Origin of the sequence: Roseateles sp. UC29_93, assembly GCF_042695725.1 — a bacterium.
Lineage (GTDB): Bacteria > Pseudomonadota > Gammaproteobacteria > Burkholderiales > Burkholderiaceae_C > Roseateles > Roseateles noduli_A.
Window position 1 is genome coordinate 5,851,610 of the sequence record NZ_CP170545.1, and the last position, 17,345, is coordinate 5,868,954.

Below are 17,345 nucleotides of genomic sequence, written 5' to 3' on the forward strand. Positions count from 1 at the left end.
CAACTACCGACGGCCCGCGCTGCACGCCTACACCGCCCAGCGCAACATCGGCGCGGCGACGGAAAGTGGAGCCGGCTGGTGAGCGACGTCGGGCTCGCGACCGGGCGTGCTCAGCACGCGGTCGAGCAGCCGCTGCTCCAGCGAGGCGAAGGCCGCGTCGCGTCGACGCGGACGCGGCAGATCGATGCGCAGGTCCAGCGCGAGCCGGCCGTCCTCGATCAGCAGCACGCGGTCTGCCAGCGCGACCGCCTCGGCCACGTCGTGCGTCACCAGCAATGCCGTGAAGCGATGGCGCGTCCACAGCGTCTCGATGAGGCGCTGCATGTCGATGCGGGTCAGCGCGTCCAGCGCGCCGAGCGGCTCGTCGAGCAGCAGCAGCTTGGGCGCATGGACCAGCGCGCGCGCCAGTGCGACGCGCTGCCGCTGACCGCCGGACAGGCGCGCGGGCCACTCGCCGGCACGGTCCGCGAGACCGACCTGCGCGAGCGCCTGTCGCGCCCGCTCACGCGCATCGGCACCTGCCAACCCCAGCGCCACGTTGTCCAGCACCCGCGCCCACGGCAACAGCCGCGCGTCCTGGAACATGAAGCGTGTGTCCTCACGCTCGCCCGCTTCGAGCGCGCCGGCGCTCGGCGTTTCCAGCCCCGCGAGCAGGCGCAGCAGCGTGCTCTTGCCGCAGCCGCTGCGGCCGATGATGGCGACGAACTCGCCGGGGGCGATGTCCAGGTCGATGCCATGCAAGACCTGGCGCTCGCCGAAGGCCTTGCCCAGGCTGTCCAGCGTCACGGCCTGCCCGTTGGCAGGGAGCTTCGCGACGGCCTCGCGTCGCACCGGCGCCGCGTGCTGTGACGCCGCATGCTGCGATGCCGCGGGTGGCAGCGCCGCGGGCTGCGAGTCCTGCCATTCGGTCAGGACGTCGATCTCGGTCACGCTCATCATGTCTCACCCATCCTGTTTCAGCCTCGGACCTGATAGCCCGGATGCCAGCGCAGCCACGCGCGCTCCAGCGCCTGCGCCGCGACGTCGGCCAGCTTGCCCAGCAGCGCGTAGATCAGGATGCCGACCAGCACCACGTCCGTCTGCAGGAACTCGCGCGCGTTCATCGTCATGTAGCCGATGCCGCTCTGCGCCGAGATGGTCTCGGCCACGATCAGCAGCACCCACATCAGGCCGAGCGAGAAGCGCAGCCCCACCAGGATCGACGCGATCGCGCCGGGCAGGATCACCTGCCGGTACAGCGACCAGCCGCTCAGCCCGTACGAGCGCGCCATCTCGATCAGGTCGCGGTCCACGCCGCGGATGCCGTGGAAGGTGTTCAGGTAGACCGGGAAGAACACGCCCAGCGCGACCAGGAACAGCTTGGCCGTCTCGTCGATCCCGAACCACAGGATCACCAGCGGGATCAGCGCCAGCGGCGGGATGTTGCGCAGCATCTGCAGCGTCGTGTCCAGCGCCGTCTCCGCCCAGCGCTGCGATCCGGTCAGCAGGCCCAGCAGCAGCCCGAGTCCGCCGCCGATCGTGAAGCCGATGAAGGCGCGCCCGGTGCTGACGGCCAGGTGCCGCCACAGCTCGCCTGAGAGCGCCAGCTCCCAAGCGGCCTTGGCCACCGAGGACGGCGCCGGCAGCACCCGCGTCGACAGCCAGCCCGCCTGCGCGCTCAGCTGCCACAGCGCCAGCACCGTCAGCGGCACGATCCAGGGCACGAGGCCCTTGAAGGCGACGATGCCGCGGCCCGGTGTCGCCTGGGAACTGGCCTGGGCCTGGGCCTTGATAGCGACGGTGCTCATCTCAGCTCGCCGCGGCCAGCTTGGCCGGACCGGGCACGAAGTTGTTGGCGACGATCTCGCCGAAGGGGCCGGTCAGTTTCGGTGCGCTGAGCTTCTCGCGCACGTCCAGCGGCAGCAGCGGGAAGACCAGCTCGGCGAAGCGGTAGGCCTCTTCCAGATGCGGATATCCGCTGAGCACGAAGTACTCGAGACCCAGCGCCGCGTACTCCTGGATGCGATCGGCCACCTGCTGCGGATTGCCGACCAGCGCCGTGCCCGCGCCGCCGCGCACCAGGCCCACGCCGGCCCACAGGTTGGGCGAAATCTCCAGGCCCGCGCGAATGTCGTTCTTGTCGAAGCGACCGCCGTGCAGTTCCGCCATGCGACGCTGGCCGACCGAGTCCATCGATGCGAACTTGGCTTGCGCTGCAGCGATGACGTCCTCGTCCAGATGCTTGACCAGATCGCCGGCGGCGGCCCAGGCCTCTTCCTCGGTCTCGCGCACGATGACGTGCAGGCGGATGCCGTACTCGAGCTTGCGGCCCTTGGCTTCAGCAGCCGCGCGCACCTCGTTGATCTTCTCGGCGACGGCCTTCGGCGGCTCGCCCCAGGTCAGGTAGGTGTCGACCTGGTCGGCCGCGAGGTCGATCGCCGGTCCCGACGATCCACCGAAGAACACCGGCGGATAGGGCTTGTTGATCGGCGGGTACAGCAGCTTGCCGCCCTTGACGCGCAGCTGTTCGCCGTCGAAGTCGATGGCCTCGCCCTCGTGGCTGGCGCGCAGCACGTCGCGCCAGACGGTCAGGAATTCGGTCGAGAGCGCGTAGCGCTCCTCGTGCGGCAGGAACAGGCCGTCGCCCGCGAGTTCATCGGGATCTCCGCCGGTGACCAGGTTGACCAGCAGCCGGCCGCCGGACAGGCGGTCGAGCGTGGCCGCCATGCGCGCCGACTGCACCGGCTGCACCAGCCCCGGCCGCAGCGCGACCAGGAACTTCAGCCGCCGCGTCGCGTCGATGAGACTGGCCGCGACGATCCAGCTGTCCTCGCAGCTGCGGCCGGTGGGCAGCAGCACGCCCTCGTAGCCAAGACTGTCGGCGGCGATGGCGATCTGGCGGTAGTAGTCGAAGTCCGCGACGCGCGCGCCCTTGGAGGTGCCGAGGTAGCGTGAATCGCCGTGGGTGGGAATGAACCAGAGGATCTTCATGGGGGGAAGCTCGTGTGAGGAACCGACGTCGCGGCGGTGGGCTTGCGGCGCTTACTTGGCGGCCGTGGTGATCGACTTCGGCAGCGCGTCGGCGATGCGGATCGGCCTGGGGATCAGCTTCAGCGCATGGAACGCGTCGGCGATCTTCTGCTGCTCGGCGGCGATGGCCGGCGTGATCGGCTGGATGCCGTAGGCGAAGCGCGCGGCGGCGACCTCGGTCGTCGCAAGGTCGAGCCCGATCTGCGGCGCGAGCAGCGCGGCCACGGCGGCGCTGTTGTTCTCGGACCAGCGGTCGAGTTTGGCAAGTTCCTCGATGATGGCCTGGACGACTTGCGGGTACTTCTCCGCGTAGCCGCGCTCGGCCAGGTAGAACTGATGGTTCGCGACGACGCCCTTGCCGTCGGCCACCACGCGCGCGCCGAGCTGACGTTCCGCCGCGGCCAGGAACGGATCCCAGATCACCCAGGCATCGACCGCACCGCGCTCGAACGCAGCGCGCGCATCGGCCGGCGGCAGATAGACGACGGTGATGTCGGTGTACTTCAGGCCCTGCTTCTCCAGCAGCTTGACCAGCAGGTAGTGGACGTTGGAGCCCTTGTTCAGCACGACCTTCTTGCCCTTGAGGTCGGCGAGCGTCCTGATCGCCGAGTCCTTCGGCACGATCAGCGCTTCGGCGGTCGGCGCGGGCGGTTGATTGGCGACGTAGACCAGGTCCGCGCCGGCGGCCTGCGCGAAGATCGGCGGCGCCTCGCCGACGGTGCCGAAGTCGATGGAACCGACGTTCAGCCCCTCCAGCAGCTGCGGGCCGGCGGGGAACTCGGTCCACTTCACGGCGATGCCCTGCGCGCTCAGGCGCTTCTCCAGGTCGCCCTTGGCCTTCAGCACGGTGAGCGTGCCGTACTTCTGGAAGCCGATGCGGACCTCCGTCGGCTTGGCCGCCGTCTGCGCGCTGGCGACACCGGCGAACAGGCTGAGCGAGGTGGTCAGCGCGGCGGCAAACGCGAGGGCCCCGCGGCGGTCGAAGAAGAACGTCATGGTGGTGGTCCTGGAGAGTGAAGAGTCGGGAGGAATCGGGAGGAATCGGAGGCGTCAGGCTCGCGGAGCGCGCGCGAAGCGTTCAGGGGTGCTCAGAGCACCAGCGCGGGACGCGAGACCGGCTCGACGGCCTGCGGCGTCGGCACGCGGTCCAGCACCTGCGACGCACCGACGAGCAGGCGGCGGGCGATGTCGTCGTTGATGCGGTAGTCGCCGACGGCGTCCTTGGCGATCTGCGCGTCGCAGGCGTAGACGCCGTCGACATGCGAGCGCGCGCCGAGCGCGGACAGGACGGGCAGCAGGCCGTAGTCCAGCGCCAGCAGATGCGCCATGCTGCCGCCGGTGGCCAGCGTCCACACGCTCTTGCCCGCGAGGCCGTCCTGCGGCAGCAGGTCGAGGAAGACCTTCAGCAGCCCGCTGTACGCGGCCTTGTAGATGGGCGTCGCGAGCACGACGACGCGCGCCTCGGCGACCGCGGCCAGCGCGGCGCGGATCTCGGCGTCGTCGAAGTCGGCGTGCAGCAGCGGCTGCGCCGGCAGATCGCGCAGACGCAGCGTGCGGGTCGCGAGTCCGTGGTGATGCAGCCGCTCCGCGGCGGCGCCGAGCAGCGCGCCGGAGCGCGATTTCACGCTGGGGCTCGCGGCGATGAGCAGGACGGGCGAGCCCGGAAGATCGGCGGTCGAGGCGGTGGCGGAGGCGGTCATGGCGGGGGGAGGAAGCAGGAACCGCCTCATTCTGCGAACCGCCCCGCCCTCGCCGAACGAAGGAGATCGTCGATGCTTAGGCGCTTTGCGGCTATCGCTTGCGCACGGGTGCCGACGGCTTCACGGCCGGCGTGAGCGACGCCAGGGCCTCGTTGCGGCAGGCGACCAGGATCTCGTCCGCCAGCGGCGAGTCGTCCGGACAGGCGCGCGACATCACCATCGCGCCGACTGCCCGCGCGAAGAGGTCCAGCGACTTGGCTCGCGCCTCGTCGGCGCTCGCGTGCTCCAGCACGGTCCCCTCGAGGTTCAGTGCCGCCAACAGACTCTCGATGCCGTTCGCAAACGTGGCGCGCACGGCGTCCGATTGACGCGCCGCATCGCCGCCGAGCGCCGCCATCGAGCACCCCTCGCCCCGCGCGTCGCGATGTTCGCGCGAGAGATAGAACCGGGCGAAGTCCGAGACCGTCACGCCGGCCGCCAGGGCCACCGTCTGCGCGATGCCGCAGGCCGCCGACTCCGCCATCAGTTCGGCCTTGGATTCGAACTGCTTGTAGAAGCCGCCGTGCGTGAAGCCGGCCGCGGCCATCAGATCGACGACGCCCACGCCGTCATAGCCGCGCTCACGGAACACCGTGGACGCCGTCTGCACGACGTGCTCGCGATTGGCCTGCGCCTGTGCCTTGCTGACCTTCATCTGTCGTCCATGCGCGTGGAGAGATCCACGGGCGTCACTATACATAGATGCTGATCATCATCAAAGTCTTGACTTTTTGGATTACAAACATAATCATTGCCATCGATCCTGCGGCGCCGTCGGTGGACGTAGTCCAGACGAAAGACGCCATGTCCACCGATTCAACAGGCCTTCCCGGTCCACCCCCAGTCATGAAGACGACGATGAAAGCATTTGTCCTGGAACGCTACGGCAAGCAGAGCACGCTCCAGCCGGTGGAGATGCCGACGCCGGAACCCCGGGATGACGAGGTGCTTGTCGAGGTCCATGCCGCTGGCGTGAACCTGCTGGATTCCAAGCTCAGGGATGGCGAGTTCAAGCTGATCCTGCCCTACCGCCTGCCGCTCGTGCTGGGACACGACGTGGCCGGCGTGGTGGTCCGGGTGGGCTCGCGGGTGCGCCTGTTCAAGCCGGGGGACGAGGTCTACGCGCGGGTGGACGATTTCCGGATCGGCACCTTCGCCCACTTCGTGCCGGTGAAGGAGTCGTCGCTGGCGCTCAAGCCCGCGAACCTCACGATGGAAGAAGCCGCCTCGATCCCGCTGGTCGGCCTGACCGCCTGGCAGGCCCTGGTCGAGAAGGCCGACCTGCAACGCGGCCAGAAGGTCTTCATCCAGGCCGGATCCGGGGGCGTCGGCACCTTCGCCATCCAGCTGGCCAAGCACCTCGGCGCGACGGTCGCCACGACGACGGGCACGACCAATGTCGCGCTCGTGAAGGGACTCGGCGCCGACGTCGTCATCGACTACAGGAAGCAGGACTTCGACGGCGTCCTGCGCGACTACGACGTGGTGCTCAACAGCCAGGATGGCACGACGCTTCAGAAGTCGCTGGGCGTGCTGCAGCGCGGCGGCAAGCTCATCTCCATCTCCGGCCCGCCGGACCCCGAGTTCGCCCAGGGGATCGGAGCGCCCGGCTTCGTGCGACTGATCGTGCGCCTGCTGAGTGCGGGCATCCGTCGCAAGTCGCGCCGCCAAGGCACCGGCTACTCGTTCCTCTTCATGCGGGCCGATGGTGCGCAGTTGCGCGAGATCACCCGCCTCATCGAGGCCGGCGTCATCCGGCCGGTGATCGACCGGGTCTTCCCCTTCGAGTCGACCAACGACGCCCTGGCCTACGTCAAGGCCGGCCGTGCCAAGGGCAAGGTCGTCATCAAGGTCAAGTAGATCCCGACCCCCCACACGCCTCCGCCAAAGGACGCGGCGGCGCCATCGACGGGCTCAGAGGCCCAACCACAGGAGACAAAAGAATGACATTGATCCCGGTCCATCGCCCCTCCCTGCTCGTGCTCGTCGCCGGCTTGGCCTGCGCCGGCCTGGCTCACGCCGCGGCCTTCAAGCTCAAGGAGCAGAGCGCCGCCGGTCAGGGACGCGCCTTCGCGGGGTCCATCAGCGAAGGCGGGGATGCCTCCGTGATCGCCAACAACCCCGCCGCGATGACCCTGCTCGATGGGCGACTCGTCCAGGCGGACGGTGCGGTCGTGGCCTATTCGGCCAAGTTCGACGGCTCGGGTCGTGACGCCCTGGGCCGCCCCCTGGCGGGCGGCAATGGCGGCGATGCGGGACAGACCGCGGTCATTCCCTCACTCTACTTCCATGCGCCGGTGACCGACCGGATCCATCTGGGTTTCTCCGTGACGGCACCGTTCGGATTCAAGACCGAGTACGACGACGGATGGGTCGGGCGCTACCAGGGCGTCAAGACCTCGCTGAAGGTGATCGACGCCGGCGTGTCGGGTGCCTACCAGGTCAATGACGTCCTGTCGCTGGGCGCCTCCGTGTTTGCGGAGCGCCTGGACGTCAAGCTGCGCAATGCCGTCGACTTCGGCGCGCAGCTGGCGGCCGCGCGCGTGCCGGGATTCCTGCCGACGAGCGCGGACGGGTACCTGGACGTCGAAGGCGACAACACCAAGGTCGGCTACACGCTGGGCGCGCTGCTGCGTCCCGTCGACGGGACGACGGTGGGCCTGGCCTACCGCTCCGAGGTCAAGCACAAGGCCAAGGGCGTGGACGCGCGCTTCTCGATTCCCGCCGCGGCGAACGCGGTGCTGTCGGTGGCGGCCCCCAACACCTTCGTGAACACCACGGTGGACACCGAGTTGACGATGCCGGCGTCGTGGACGCTCAGCGTCAGCCAGCGGCTGAATCCGCAATGGACGGTGATGGCCGACTACTCGCGCACCGCGTGGCACAAGTTCGACCAGGTGGTCCTGGACTTCGCGTCCAACCTGCCCAGCCAGACGCTGGACTTCGGCTATCGGGATTCGTCGTTCTACTCGGTGGGCGCGGAGTACCGGATGAACGACGCCTGGACCTTCCGCGGCGGCTTCGCCTACGACCAGACGCCGGTCACCGATGCGGTGCGCGATGTCCGCGTTCCCGACGTCAGTCGCCGATGGCTGTCGCTCGGCGCGACGTGGCGGGCCAGCAAGCAGCTGGCCTACAGCCTGGGGTACACGCATCTGTTCATCAAGGACACCAGCGTCAACCTGACCTCGCCCTCCGCGAGCACCCTGCAGGGCTCGTACAAGGTGGGCAGCGACATCCTGGCGGTGTCGGCGCAATACAGCTTCTAGGCGCGTCGACATCCGCGCCGGTTTGCGCCGATTCGCGCCGGCCTGCGTCGGTTCGCGCCGCAGCGAATCGCACGGTTCCAGGGGTTGTCGTGCATGGCTTTGCACACGACCCATTCGCCTCGGACGGCAACGTCCGGGGCGTTTTTTACGACAGGCGCTCCAGCTCCCTCAGCACCTCGCCCCGCAGGTCCGCCACCGCCGCGCTCCCGCGCCCGCGCGGATGCAGCAGCGGCACCTCGATGCGCCGCACGATGCGGCCCGGCCCGGCGCCGAGCACCAGCACGCGGTCGGCCAGCAGCACCGCTTCCTCCACGTCGTGCGTGACCAGGATCAGGCTGGTGCCATGTCTTGCCGCGACCTCGCGCACGAGGTCCTGCAGCCGCATCCGCGTGAAGGCGTCCAGCGCGGAGAACGGCTCGTCGAGCAGCAGCACGCGCGGCCGCGTGTAGAGCGCCCGCGCGATCGCGGCGCGTTGCGCCTGGCCGCCGGACAGTTGACGCGGCAGCGCCTCGCCGAGCTCGCCCAGGCCGACCTCGCGCAGCAGCGTGTTCACCCACGCTTCATCGTGGCCCTGGCCCAGGTCGAAGCCGACGTTCTCGGCCACCGTCAGCCACGGGAACAGCCGCGGTTCCTGGAACACGACGCCGATGTCGCGGTCCGGTCCGCGACGCGCGCGACCGTCGAGGCGCACTTCCCCGTCGAAGTCCGGATCCAGCCCGGCGGCGATGCGCAGCAGCGTGCTCTTGCCGCAGCCGCTCGCGCCGACGAGGCCGAGGACCTCGCCCGCGTTCAGGTCGAAATGGACGTCCTGCAGGATGGGCAGGTCGCGGGCGAAGCGCTTGGCGCGCACGGACACGGTCAACAGGCTCATGCGTGGCCTCCGAAGCTGTCGCGCCAGTGCAGCGCACGTTGTTCCACCGCGGCCATCAGGCTGTCGGTCAGTTTGCCCAGCAGCGCCAACAGCACGATCGCCGCCATCACCAGGTCCGCGCGGCCGGTCTCGCGGCCGTCGGTCAGCAGGTAGCCCAGGCCACGGCTCGCGGCGATCAGTTCCGCAGCCACCATGAACATCCACGCCAGGCTCAGTCCGTTGCGCAGACCCGTGAGCAGCGCCGGCAGCGCGGCGGGCAGCAGCACGCGGCGCGCGAGCGCCACGCGGCCGAGTCCGCGCAGGCGCGCAACCTCCACCAGCTTGCGGTCCACGTCGCGGAAGCCCGAGGACACGCCCATGTAGACGGGGAAGAAGGCCCCGATCGCGATCAGCGCGATCTTGGACGCCTCGTCGATGCCCAGCCAGAGCAGCAGCAGCGGCACCCAGGCGAGCGAGGGAATGGCGCGCAGCGCCTGGAAGCTCGGCGTCAGCACGGCTGCGGCCAGGCCCGAGAGGCCGACCAGCGCGCCGAACAGCACCGCCAGCACCGCGCCGAGCGCGAAGCCACCCGCCACGCGCAAGGTGCTCGCGAGAACGTGTTGCGTCAGTTGGCCGTCGCGCAGCATCTGCGCCAGCGCCGCGGCCACATCGCTCGGCGCCGGCAGCAGGTTGGGCGCGATCCAGCCGAGCCGCACCGCCGCCTCCGCAAGGGCGAGGACGGCCACGGGCGGCAGCGCGCCGAGGAGCCACGTCGGCCATCGCCACGCGACCCGCGTCTGCGTCTGCGTCTGCGTCTTCGTCTGTGTCTGCGTTGATCGCGATCGAGCCGACGCCTGCTCCGGCAAGACCGGCCCGAGCGACGAGACGGCGCGCGCGATGAGGTCGGGGTCGGCGCTCATCGCTCCGGACTCACGCCTTGATCAGGCCGTTGGCGAAGCGCGTGTCGACCAGCTCCGCGATCGTGCGGTTCAGGTCCACGCCCGGCTTCACCAGCTGCTCCGCGTTCAGGATCGGCGCCGCCGCCTGCAGCGCCTTCACATGCTCGTCCGACGGCTGCGGATGCGAGAAGTCGCTGCGCAGCTTCACCTGCAGCAGGGCCACCGGCAGGCTGACCTTGGCCTCTTCGGACAGGATCTTCGCGGCGTCCGACGGGTTGGCCAGCGTCCACGCACGCGCCCGCTCGTAGGCCGCGATCACGCGCTTGACCGTCTGCGGGTGGCGGTTCAGGAACTCCTCCCGCACGTTGAGGAAGCCGTAGGTGTTGAAGCCGACGTTGCGGTACAGCAGCTTCGATCCGGCATCGAGCTCGCTCGCCGCCATCAGCGGATCGAGACCGGCCCACGCATCGACGCGGCCCTGCTCCAGCGCCGCGCGTCCGTCGGCATGCTGGAGCGCGACATGCTCGATGTCGCCGCGCTTCAGGCCCACGGTGTGCAGCGCGCGCAGCAGGAAGAGATAGGGATCGGTGCCCTTGGTCGCGGCGATCTTCTTGCCCTTCAGGTCCGCGAGCGAGCGGATGCCCGAGTCCGGACGCACGACCAGCGCCGTCCATTCCGGCCGCGAGAAGATGTAGGGCGCGCGGATCGGATTGCCGTTCGCGCGCGCCAGCAGCGCGGCCAGGCCGGCCGTGGAGCCGATGTCGATGCTGCCGGCGTTGAGGTACTCCAGCGCGCGATTGCTGCCGGCGCTCAGCACCCAGCGGACCGAGGTGCCATCCTTGGCCAGGTCCTCCTCCAGCCAGCCGAAGCGCCGCAGCACCAGGCTGGTCGGCGAGTAGTAGGCGTAGTCGAGCTTGAGCTCCTTCGGTGCCGCCGTGCCTTGCGCCCGCAGCGGGCCGGCGGCCAGTCCGGCCGCAAGGCCCGCGCCCAGCACCAGGGCGTCGCGACGCGTCGGATGGCTGTTGTCGTTCTTGTCGTTCTTGTCGTTCTTGGAATCGATCTTGCGGGTCATGCGACGGGCTCCGTCAGGGGAATGTCCAGGGAAGTCAGCGTGGGGCCGCGACCGTCGGCGGTCGCTGAGGCAGGGGGCGCGGGTTCGGTCGGTTCGGCGGCTGCGTCGGTGCCCGGTTCGCCGAGGCGGACACGACGCCCCGCGTGCGTCGGCTTGAGCCCGTCGCCTTCACCGAACAGCCGCGCACGCAAGGTCTTCGGCGTGGCGTCGACGTCCGCGCCCTCGCCCTCGCCCGCTTCGGGCCGATAGTGACCGCGGCGGCGGAGTTCAGGCACCACGAGGTCCACGACATCGCGGAAGGTCTCGTGCGCCAGCGCGAAAGCCAGGTTGAAACCGTCGAGCCCCGTGGCGTCCTGCCAGGCGATCAACTGGTCCGCGATCTCCGATGGATCGCCGACGAAGACCGGCCCTCGACCGCCCAGGCCGATGAACGCGGCCGCCTCGCCCACCGTCCAGCGACGCGTCGGATCCGCGCTGCTGAACGAGGCCAGCGCCGTGCGCCCCGCCTGCGTGTCGAGGTAGTCGATCGTGGCGTCCAGCGGATAGCGGCTGAAGTCGACGCCGGTCCAGCCCGACAGCAAGGCCAGTGCGGCCTCGATGTCGACGTGGGACTTCAAGTCCTCGTGCTTGGCGTGGGCCGCGGCACTCGTCGGCGCGGTGACGATCAGCGCCTGACCGTAGATCAGCACGTCGTCGCGCGCGCGGCCCGACTCGGCGACCGCATCGCGCAGGCCGTTCACATAGCCCTTCACCACGGACGTGCTGGGACCGCTCACGAAGACGCACTCCGCATGCCGGCCGGCGAAGGCGCGGCCGCGGCTCGACGTGCCGGCCTGGAACAGCACCGGCGTGCGCTGCGGCGACGGCTCGCAGAGATGCACGCCGGGCACGCGGTAGTGCTCGCCGCGATGGTGGATCGCGTGGACCTTCGTCGGGTCCGTGAAGACACGCCCCGCCTTGTCGCGCTGGACCGCGCCGTCCTCCCAGCTCAGTTCCCACAGCTTGTAGACGACGTCGAGGTACTCGTCGGCCAGGTCGTAGCGCTCGTCGTGCGCGCGTTGCCCGGTGTGGCCGAGGTTGCGCGCCGCGCTGTCGAGGTAGCCGGTGACGATGTTCCAGCCGATGCGACCCCGCGTCAGGTGATCGAGCGTCGACATGCGCCGCGCGAAGCTGTACGGCGGCTCATAGGTCAGCGCCACCGTCACGCCGAAGCCGAGGTGCTTCGTCACCGACGCCATCAGCGGCACCAGCGCCAGCGGATCATTGAGCGGCACCTGCACCGCATGGCGCAAGGCCGCGTCGGGCGAGCCGCCGTGCACGTCGTAGACGCCCAGCACGTCGGCCAGGAACACGCTGTCGAAACCGCCGCGCTCCAGCAGCCGCGCCAGCTCGATCCAGTAGTCCGGGTCGGTGTAGCGATGCGACTCGTCGCGCGGATGCGTCCACAGCCCCGGCGACTGGTGCCCCACCGTGTTCATCGCGAAAGCGTTGAAACGGATCGGCTTCAACCCGCTGGCGCTCATCGCAGGAACGCCGGCCGCGCGTAGCCGGGGAACTTCTGCACCAGCACCGCCTTGAACTCCGGCGCGCGGAAGGCATCGGCCAGCGCCTTCGTCCACGGCTGCTGCTTGTCCTTGCCCTTCACCGCCAGCACCAGCATGTAGTGGTCGGGCGTCTTCTCCAGCAGCAGCGCGTCGGTGAGCTTCAGGCCGCTGGAGATCGCGAAGTTGCCGTTGACGATCGCGTACTCCGCGTCGTCGAGCGTGCGCGGGATCTGCGCCGCCTCGATGGGCTGCAGCTTCAGGTTCAGCGGGTTGCTGGCGATGTCCTTCTCCGTCACGCGGATCGGATCGGCGCCGGGCTTGAGCGTCAGCAGCTTCTGGTCGGCCAGCAGCGCCAGGCCGTGCGCCAGGTTGGCGGGATCGTTGGCCAGCGTGATGCGGTCGCCGGACTTCACGTCGGCCAGGCTCTTGCGCTTCTTCGAGTAGATCCCGAACGGCGCCATCGGCCCCTGCACCACCTCCACGATGTCCAGCCCGCGATCCTCGCGGAAGCGGTTGAGGTAGGTGATGTGCTGGAAGAAGTTGGCGTCCAGCGCGCCCTGCGCCAGCGCGATGTTGGGCTGCACGTAGTCGTTGAACTCGACCAGCTTGACCGTGTAGCCGCGCTTCTCCAGCAGCGGCTTGATGCCCTGGCGCAGCACCTCGATGTTGGAGCCGGCGGTCGCGCCGATGGTGATCTCCTTCTTGTCCTGCGCGTGGACCACGGGCGAGGAAAGCGCGGCGGCGGTGAGCGCGAGGGCCAGCAGGGTGCGGCGGGCAAGAGTCATCGGGAAGTCCTTGGAGGTCCGGAAGGGATGAAGAGGAAAGGAGTGCCGTGCTCAGCGCTTGTCGAGCCGTCGCGCCACGCGCTGACCGGTGAACTGGATCAGCTGCACGAGCACGACGAGGATCGCGACCGTCAGCACCATGACGTCGGTCTGGAAGCGGTAGTAGCCGTAGCGGATCGCGAGGTCGCCGATGCCGCCGCCGCCGACGACCCCGGCCACCGCCGAGTACGACAGGAAGCTGATCGCCAGCACCGTCAGCGCGCCCACCAGGCCGGCGCGCGCCTCGCGCACCAGCACGCGCAGGACGATCTGCGTCTCGGAGGCGCCCATCGCGTGCGCGGCCTCGATGACGCCGCGCGGCACCTCGCGCAGGCATTGCTCGACGAGACGCGCGAAGTACGGGATCGCGGCGAAGGACAGCGGCACCGCGGCGGCCAGCGGACCGATCGAGGTGCCCGCGATCACGCGCGTGATCGGCACCAGCGCGACCAGCAGGATGATGAAGGGGAAGCTGCGCACGGTGTTCACCACCGCGTTGATCAGGCGATGCAGCAGGCCCGCGCCGCGATGGCCCGACAGCGACTGGCCCGGGCTCAGCAGGAACAGCAGCACGCCCAGCGGGCCGCCGAACAGCACGGCCGCGCCGAGACCGATGGCGAGCATCAGGCCCGTCTGGCCGAGCGCGGTCCAGATCTCGGGCAGCAGCCCGATGAGGTTCTCAAGCATGGCGGACCTCCCGGCGTCCGATCGACGCGATCACTTCGGAGGTCGCCAGCGCCGAGGCGTCCAGCGCGGCAAGGTTCGCCGCCTGCCGCTGCAGCCGCGCGAGCTCCAGTCCCAACGGCGAGGTCGCCACGCGCGTCGCGTCGACGACATCGAACTGCTCGACCAGCTGGCCCTCCGCGATGACCGCGGCGCGTCGGCACAGCGCCTGCACGACCTCGAGTTCATGCGTGACGATCACGATCGTGACGCCCAGCCGCTCGTTGATGTCGGCCAGCGTGGCGAGCAGCTCGCGCGTGGTCTCGGCATCCAGCGCGGAGGTCGGCTCGTCGCACAGCAGCACGTCGGGTTGCGGCGCCAGCGCCCGCGCGATCGCGACGCGCTGCTTCTGCCCGCCGCTGAGCTGCGCCGGGTACTGGTCGGCCTTGTCGGTCAGCCCGACCAGCGCCAGGCACTCGGCGACGCGATCGGCGATCTCGTGGCGCGAGCGGCCGGCGTGCAGCCGCAGCGGGAAGGCGACGTTCTCCGCCGCGGTCGCGTTCTGCAGCAGGTTGAACTGCTGGAAGATCATCCCGAGCCGCTGCCGCTCGCGGCGCAACTCGGCCGGCTTCAGCGCGGTCAGCTCGCGGCCGGCGACATGCACCCGGCCCGCGTCGGGACGCTCCAGCAGGTTGATCAGCCGCAGCAGCGTGGACTTGCCCGCGCCGCTCTTGCCGATCAGGCCGAGGATCTCGCCGGGACGCACGGACAGGCTCACGTCGCGCACGGCCTCGAAACGCCGCCCGTCGGGCAACGCGAAGGACTTCGACACGCCGTCGAGGCGGATCAGCGGGTCGTTCTTTGGGGCGCTCTTGGGGATGCTCTTTGGGGTGCTCTTCTGGTCGCTCATCGGGAACTCCTCGATCAGGAATACGCCGTCGGATCGGGGATCCGGCCGTCGAGGAAGAAGCGGCCCAGGTCGCGCAGCTTGTAGTCGACCGGGTCGTGCAGCGTGTGCACCCGCGCGTTGCGCCAGAACCGGTCCAGGCCGAACTCGGCCGACGTGCTGCGCGCGCCGGTCAGCTCGAACAGCTGGCTGCCGACCTCGACGCCGGCGCGGTGCGCGAGCACCTTGGCCTCGGCGCCGGCGACCGCGACCTCGCCGCGTTCCTGCGCGGTCAGGGCCTCGCCGCGATCGAGCGCGCGGCGCAGGCGTTCGACGGCCTCGGCGGACACGGCCTGCGCCGCCCTCACCTTCAGCCACAGGTCGCCGTAGCGGTGCTGCACCAGCGGATCGTCGACCGCGCGCGACACGCCCGAGGCCGACCAGGCCCGGCCACGCGTCGCCGTGTAGCGGCGCGCCTCGTCGAAGGCGCCCTCGCCGATGCCCAGGTACAGGTGGGTCATGATCAGCTGAGCGATCTGCGAGCGCAGCGTCGCGCGCGGGGTCGGGCTCTGGCCCGGCACCTGCAGCAGTTCGTCGTCGTCCAGCCGCACCGCGTCGAAGCGCACCGTGCCGCTGTCCGTCTGGCGCTGGCCGAAGGCGTCCCAGTCCTGCTCGACGCGCACACCCTCGCGCCGCGTCGGCACGATGCCGATGAGGAAGCCGCCCTCGCCCGTCGTCGCCGAGACCGTCAGCCGGTCCGAGCCCAGCGCGCCGGAGCAGAAGCTCTTCACCCCGTCCAGGCGCCATCCGGCGCCGTCGCGCGCCGCCGTCAAGCGCGTGTCGGCGGGATTGAGCGCATTGCCCCAGAACAGGCGCTGCTCGGCGGTCTCGCGCAGATGGCGCGCGCCGTGCGCCGTCGCGGCCGGGCCCCCATACAGCGACACGCCGTAGAGCTGCAGATGGTGGAAGGCCAGCACATGGGCCAGCGCGCTGTCGACGCGGGCGAGCCGCCGCACGGCGTCGAAGAACTCGGGGATGCCGCCGCCCAGGCCGCCATGGGCCTCGGGAATCGTCAGCGCGAGCAGGCCGCTGGCGCGGATCAGCTCGCGCTGCTCGGCGGCGTGACCGCCCTCGCGGTCGCGCTGCACGGCCGTGGCGGCCAGCTGCTCCACGACGTGGTCAAGTCCTGACCCCAGGAGCTGGGCCAGCGGGGATGCGGCAGGGGTGGTGGAGGAAGTCGGGGAGGCGTCGTCGAGACGCCGCAGCACGGGAGCGGTCATTGGCGGGGAGACACTCGGGGGGCGGCAATGCGCGATGACGCCGAGTGTTCCTGTCCGGCCGCGCGGACCGAAGCGAGAAATTCGTCTGTGCTTATGCGGTGGCCGGTACCGCACCCGTACCGTGCCACGCGACCCCGGGGCGGGGTCGGCCGAGGTCGGCCGAGGTCAGCGGAGATCGGCCGAGTTCGGCCGAGTTCGGCTGACGTCGATTCAACTCGACCAGGTCGATTCGTTCTTCGCCGCCTGCGCGTTGCTCTGGATGCCGACGTCCTGCGAGAGCATCGCGCGCATCGCCTGCGCGCATTGTTCGACGTGTCGCTTGTCGGGATGCCACGGTCCCGCCGCATCGCCGTTGCTCTGCAGGTTGGCGCTTCTGACGTAGACGACGCGCCAGAGCGTCTGTTTGAGGTCGCTGGCTTGCATGTCGGGGAGTATTCCGAATCGACCGGGCCTTGCGCGAGACGGCATCGCCGTCACCGCCTGTCAGCCACTGCCCTACAGCGGGGCACGCAACCCCGAATCTACGCCTCGGGCTTGCCCCGAGTCCAGTGCAAGAGGCCGGGCTGTTAATCTTCCATTCATGAACCTGCTGCTCGCCGAAGACGACGCGATCCTGGCCGACGCCCTGTGCGAACAGATGCGCGCCAGCGGCTTCACCGTGGAGCACGCGCCCAACGGAGCGGTCGCGCAGTACCTGCTCGCCAAGCAGCAATTCGACGTGGTGGTGCTGGACCTGGGCCTGCCGATGGTGGGCGGCATCGAGGTGCTCAGACAGCTGCGCCAGACGGATGCGTCGCTGCCGGTGCTGATCCTGACCGCGCTGGACAGCCTGGAGGACCGCGTCGCCGGCCTGAACGCCGGCGCCGACGACTACCTGACCAAGCCCTTCGACTTCCCCGAGCTGGAGGCGCGTCTCCGCGCCCTGCTGCGTCGCAGCCGCGCGCTGAAGGCGAGCACCGAGCTGGGCCAGCTCAGCATGCAGCGCGAGACCCGCAGCGCGCAGGTGCGCGGCGAGATGCTGGAGCTCAGCCCGCGCGAGTTCGACCTGCTCGACCTGCTGCTCACGCACCAGGGCCGCGTGATCACGAAGGAGCAGATCAACCAGGCCTGGTCGGGCGACCGCAACGGGACCGCCGCCGGCGCCGCCAGCCCCGTGGATAGCGGCGCGGCGACCAACGCCGTCGAGGTCTACATCCACCGCCTGCGCCGCAAGCTCGAAGGCTCGCAGGTGGCCATCCGCACCGTGCGCGGCCTGGGCTATCTGCTGGAGCTGGAACGCGCCTGAGGGCGCGCGCCCTCCACGCCCTCCC

The 17,345-nt window shown here is 70.0% G+C and carries 18 protein-coding genes; 3 read left to right on the forward strand and 15 right to left on the reverse strand.

What is annotated here, in order from left to right:
• Positions 1-27: 27 nt before the first annotated feature.
• From ACFJIX_RS27125 to ACFJIX_RS27150, 6 genes are all read right to left on the reverse strand, one after another.
• Positions 28-936, reverse strand: coding sequence for an ATP-binding cassette domain-containing protein (locus tag ACFJIX_RS27125; RefSeq protein ID WP_377162012.1), 909 nt, complete (start codon positions 934-936; stop codon positions 28-30).
• A 20-nt stretch (positions 937-956) separates the two neighbouring features.
• Positions 957-1,787, reverse strand: coding sequence for an aliphatic sulfonate ABC transporter permease SsuC (ssuC, locus tag ACFJIX_RS27130; RefSeq protein WP_377155758.1), 831 nt, complete (start codon positions 1,785-1,787; stop codon positions 957-959).
• Between the two features lies 1 nt (position 1,788).
• Positions 1,789-2,970, reverse strand: coding sequence for an FMNH2-dependent alkanesulfonate monooxygenase (ssuD, locus tag ACFJIX_RS27135; protein ID WP_377155759.1), 1,182 nt, complete (start codon positions 2,968-2,970; stop codon positions 1,789-1,791).
• A 51-nt stretch (positions 2,971-3,021) separates the two neighbouring features.
• The gene (locus ACFJIX_RS27140) at positions 3,022-4,005 is read right to left on the reverse strand and encodes a sulfonate ABC transporter substrate-binding protein (RefSeq protein ID WP_377155761.1); all 984 of its coding nucleotides are present in this window, start codon (positions 4,003-4,005) and stop codon (positions 3,022-3,024) included.
• Between the two features lie 92 nt (positions 4,006-4,097).
• Positions 4,098-4,709 carry an NADPH-dependent FMN reductase gene (gene ssuE, locus ACFJIX_RS27145; RefSeq protein WP_377155762.1) on the reverse strand — a complete coding sequence of 204 codons (612 nt, stop codon included), beginning with the start codon at positions 4,707-4,709 and terminating at the stop codon, positions 4,098-4,100.
• 91 nt (positions 4,710-4,800) lie between these two features.
• Entirely contained in the window at positions 4,801-5,403 is a 603-nt protein-coding gene (locus tag ACFJIX_RS27150; protein ID WP_377155763.1) for a TetR/AcrR family transcriptional regulator, read from the reverse strand.
• Between the two features lie 203 nt (positions 5,404-5,606).
• On the opposite strand from ACFJIX_RS27150, the gene ACFJIX_RS27155 reads away from it, so the two are divergent.
• Complete coding sequence (locus tag ACFJIX_RS27155) at positions 5,607-6,608, forward strand: NADP-dependent oxidoreductase (protein ID WP_377155765.1); 1,002 nt, start codon at positions 5,607-5,609, stop codon at positions 6,606-6,608.
• A gap of 83 nt (positions 6,609-6,691) precedes the next feature.
• Positions 6,692-8,017 carry an outer membrane protein transport protein gene (locus tag ACFJIX_RS27160; RefSeq protein WP_377155766.1) on the forward strand — a complete coding sequence of 442 codons (1,326 nt, stop codon included), beginning with the start codon at positions 6,692-6,694 and terminating at the stop codon, positions 8,015-8,017.
• A 145-nt stretch (positions 8,018-8,162) separates the two neighbouring features.
• On the opposite strand, the gene ACFJIX_RS27165 is transcribed toward ACFJIX_RS27160, so the two are convergent.
• The 9 genes from ACFJIX_RS27165 to ACFJIX_RS27205 form a co-directional block, all read right to left on the reverse strand.
• Positions 8,163-8,888 carry an ABC transporter ATP-binding protein gene (locus ACFJIX_RS27165; RefSeq protein ID WP_377155768.1) on the reverse strand — a complete coding sequence of 242 codons (726 nt, stop codon included), beginning with the start codon at positions 8,886-8,888 and terminating at the stop codon, positions 8,163-8,165.
• Positions 8,885-9,787 carry an ABC transporter permease gene (locus tag ACFJIX_RS27170; protein WP_377155770.1) on the reverse strand — a complete coding sequence of 301 codons (903 nt, stop codon included), beginning with the start codon at positions 9,785-9,787 and terminating at the stop codon, positions 8,885-8,887. Before ACFJIX_RS27170 ends, ACFJIX_RS27165 begins: the two co-directional genes overlap by 4 nt.
• 10 nt (positions 9,788-9,797) lie before the next feature.
• Positions 9,798-10,838, reverse strand: a complete 1,041-nt coding sequence (locus ACFJIX_RS27175) for an aliphatic sulfonate ABC transporter substrate-binding protein (protein ID WP_377155772.1) — start codon at positions 10,836-10,838, stop codon at positions 9,798-9,800.
• The gene (locus ACFJIX_RS27180; RefSeq protein ID WP_377155774.1) at positions 10,835-12,361 is read right to left on the reverse strand and encodes an LLM class flavin-dependent oxidoreductase; all 1,527 of its coding nucleotides are present in this window, start codon (positions 12,359-12,361) and stop codon (positions 10,835-10,837) included. Before ACFJIX_RS27180 ends, ACFJIX_RS27175 begins: the two co-directional genes overlap by 4 nt.
• On the reverse strand, positions 12,358-13,167 hold the full coding sequence (locus ACFJIX_RS27185; protein WP_377155776.1) for a MetQ/NlpA family ABC transporter substrate-binding protein: 810 nt from the start codon (positions 13,165-13,167) through the stop codon (positions 12,358-12,360). The genes ACFJIX_RS27180 and ACFJIX_RS27185 overlap by 4 nt, the downstream gene beginning before the upstream one ends.
• A gap of 51 nt (positions 13,168-13,218) precedes the next feature.
• On the reverse strand, positions 13,219-13,893 hold the full coding sequence (locus tag ACFJIX_RS27190) for a methionine ABC transporter permease (protein ID WP_377155778.1): 675 nt from the start codon (positions 13,891-13,893) through the stop codon (positions 13,219-13,221).
• Positions 13,886-14,779, reverse strand: a complete 894-nt coding sequence (locus ACFJIX_RS27195; protein ID WP_377155781.1) for a methionine ABC transporter ATP-binding protein — start codon at positions 14,777-14,779, stop codon at positions 13,886-13,888. The genes ACFJIX_RS27190 and ACFJIX_RS27195 overlap by 8 nt, the downstream gene beginning before the upstream one ends.
• Positions 14,780-14,793: 14 nt before the next feature.
• Positions 14,794-16,035 carry an acyl-CoA dehydrogenase family protein gene (locus ACFJIX_RS27200; protein WP_377155783.1) on the reverse strand — a complete coding sequence of 414 codons (1,242 nt, stop codon included), beginning with the start codon at positions 16,033-16,035 and terminating at the stop codon, positions 14,794-14,796.
• Between the two features lie 210 nt (positions 16,036-16,245).
• The gene (locus ACFJIX_RS27205; protein ID WP_377155785.1) at positions 16,246-16,458 is read right to left on the reverse strand and encodes a hypothetical protein; all 213 of its coding nucleotides are present in this window, start codon (positions 16,456-16,458) and stop codon (positions 16,246-16,248) included.
• A 157-nt stretch (positions 16,459-16,615) separates the two neighbouring features.
• On the opposite strand from ACFJIX_RS27205, the gene ACFJIX_RS27210 reads away from it, so the two are divergent.
• Positions 16,616-17,320 (forward strand): response regulator transcription factor, encoded by a 705-nt coding sequence (locus ACFJIX_RS27210; protein ID WP_377155787.1) that lies wholly within the window; start codon positions 16,616-16,618, stop codon positions 17,318-17,320.
• The last annotated feature ends 25 nt before the right edge of the window (positions 17,321-17,345 follow it).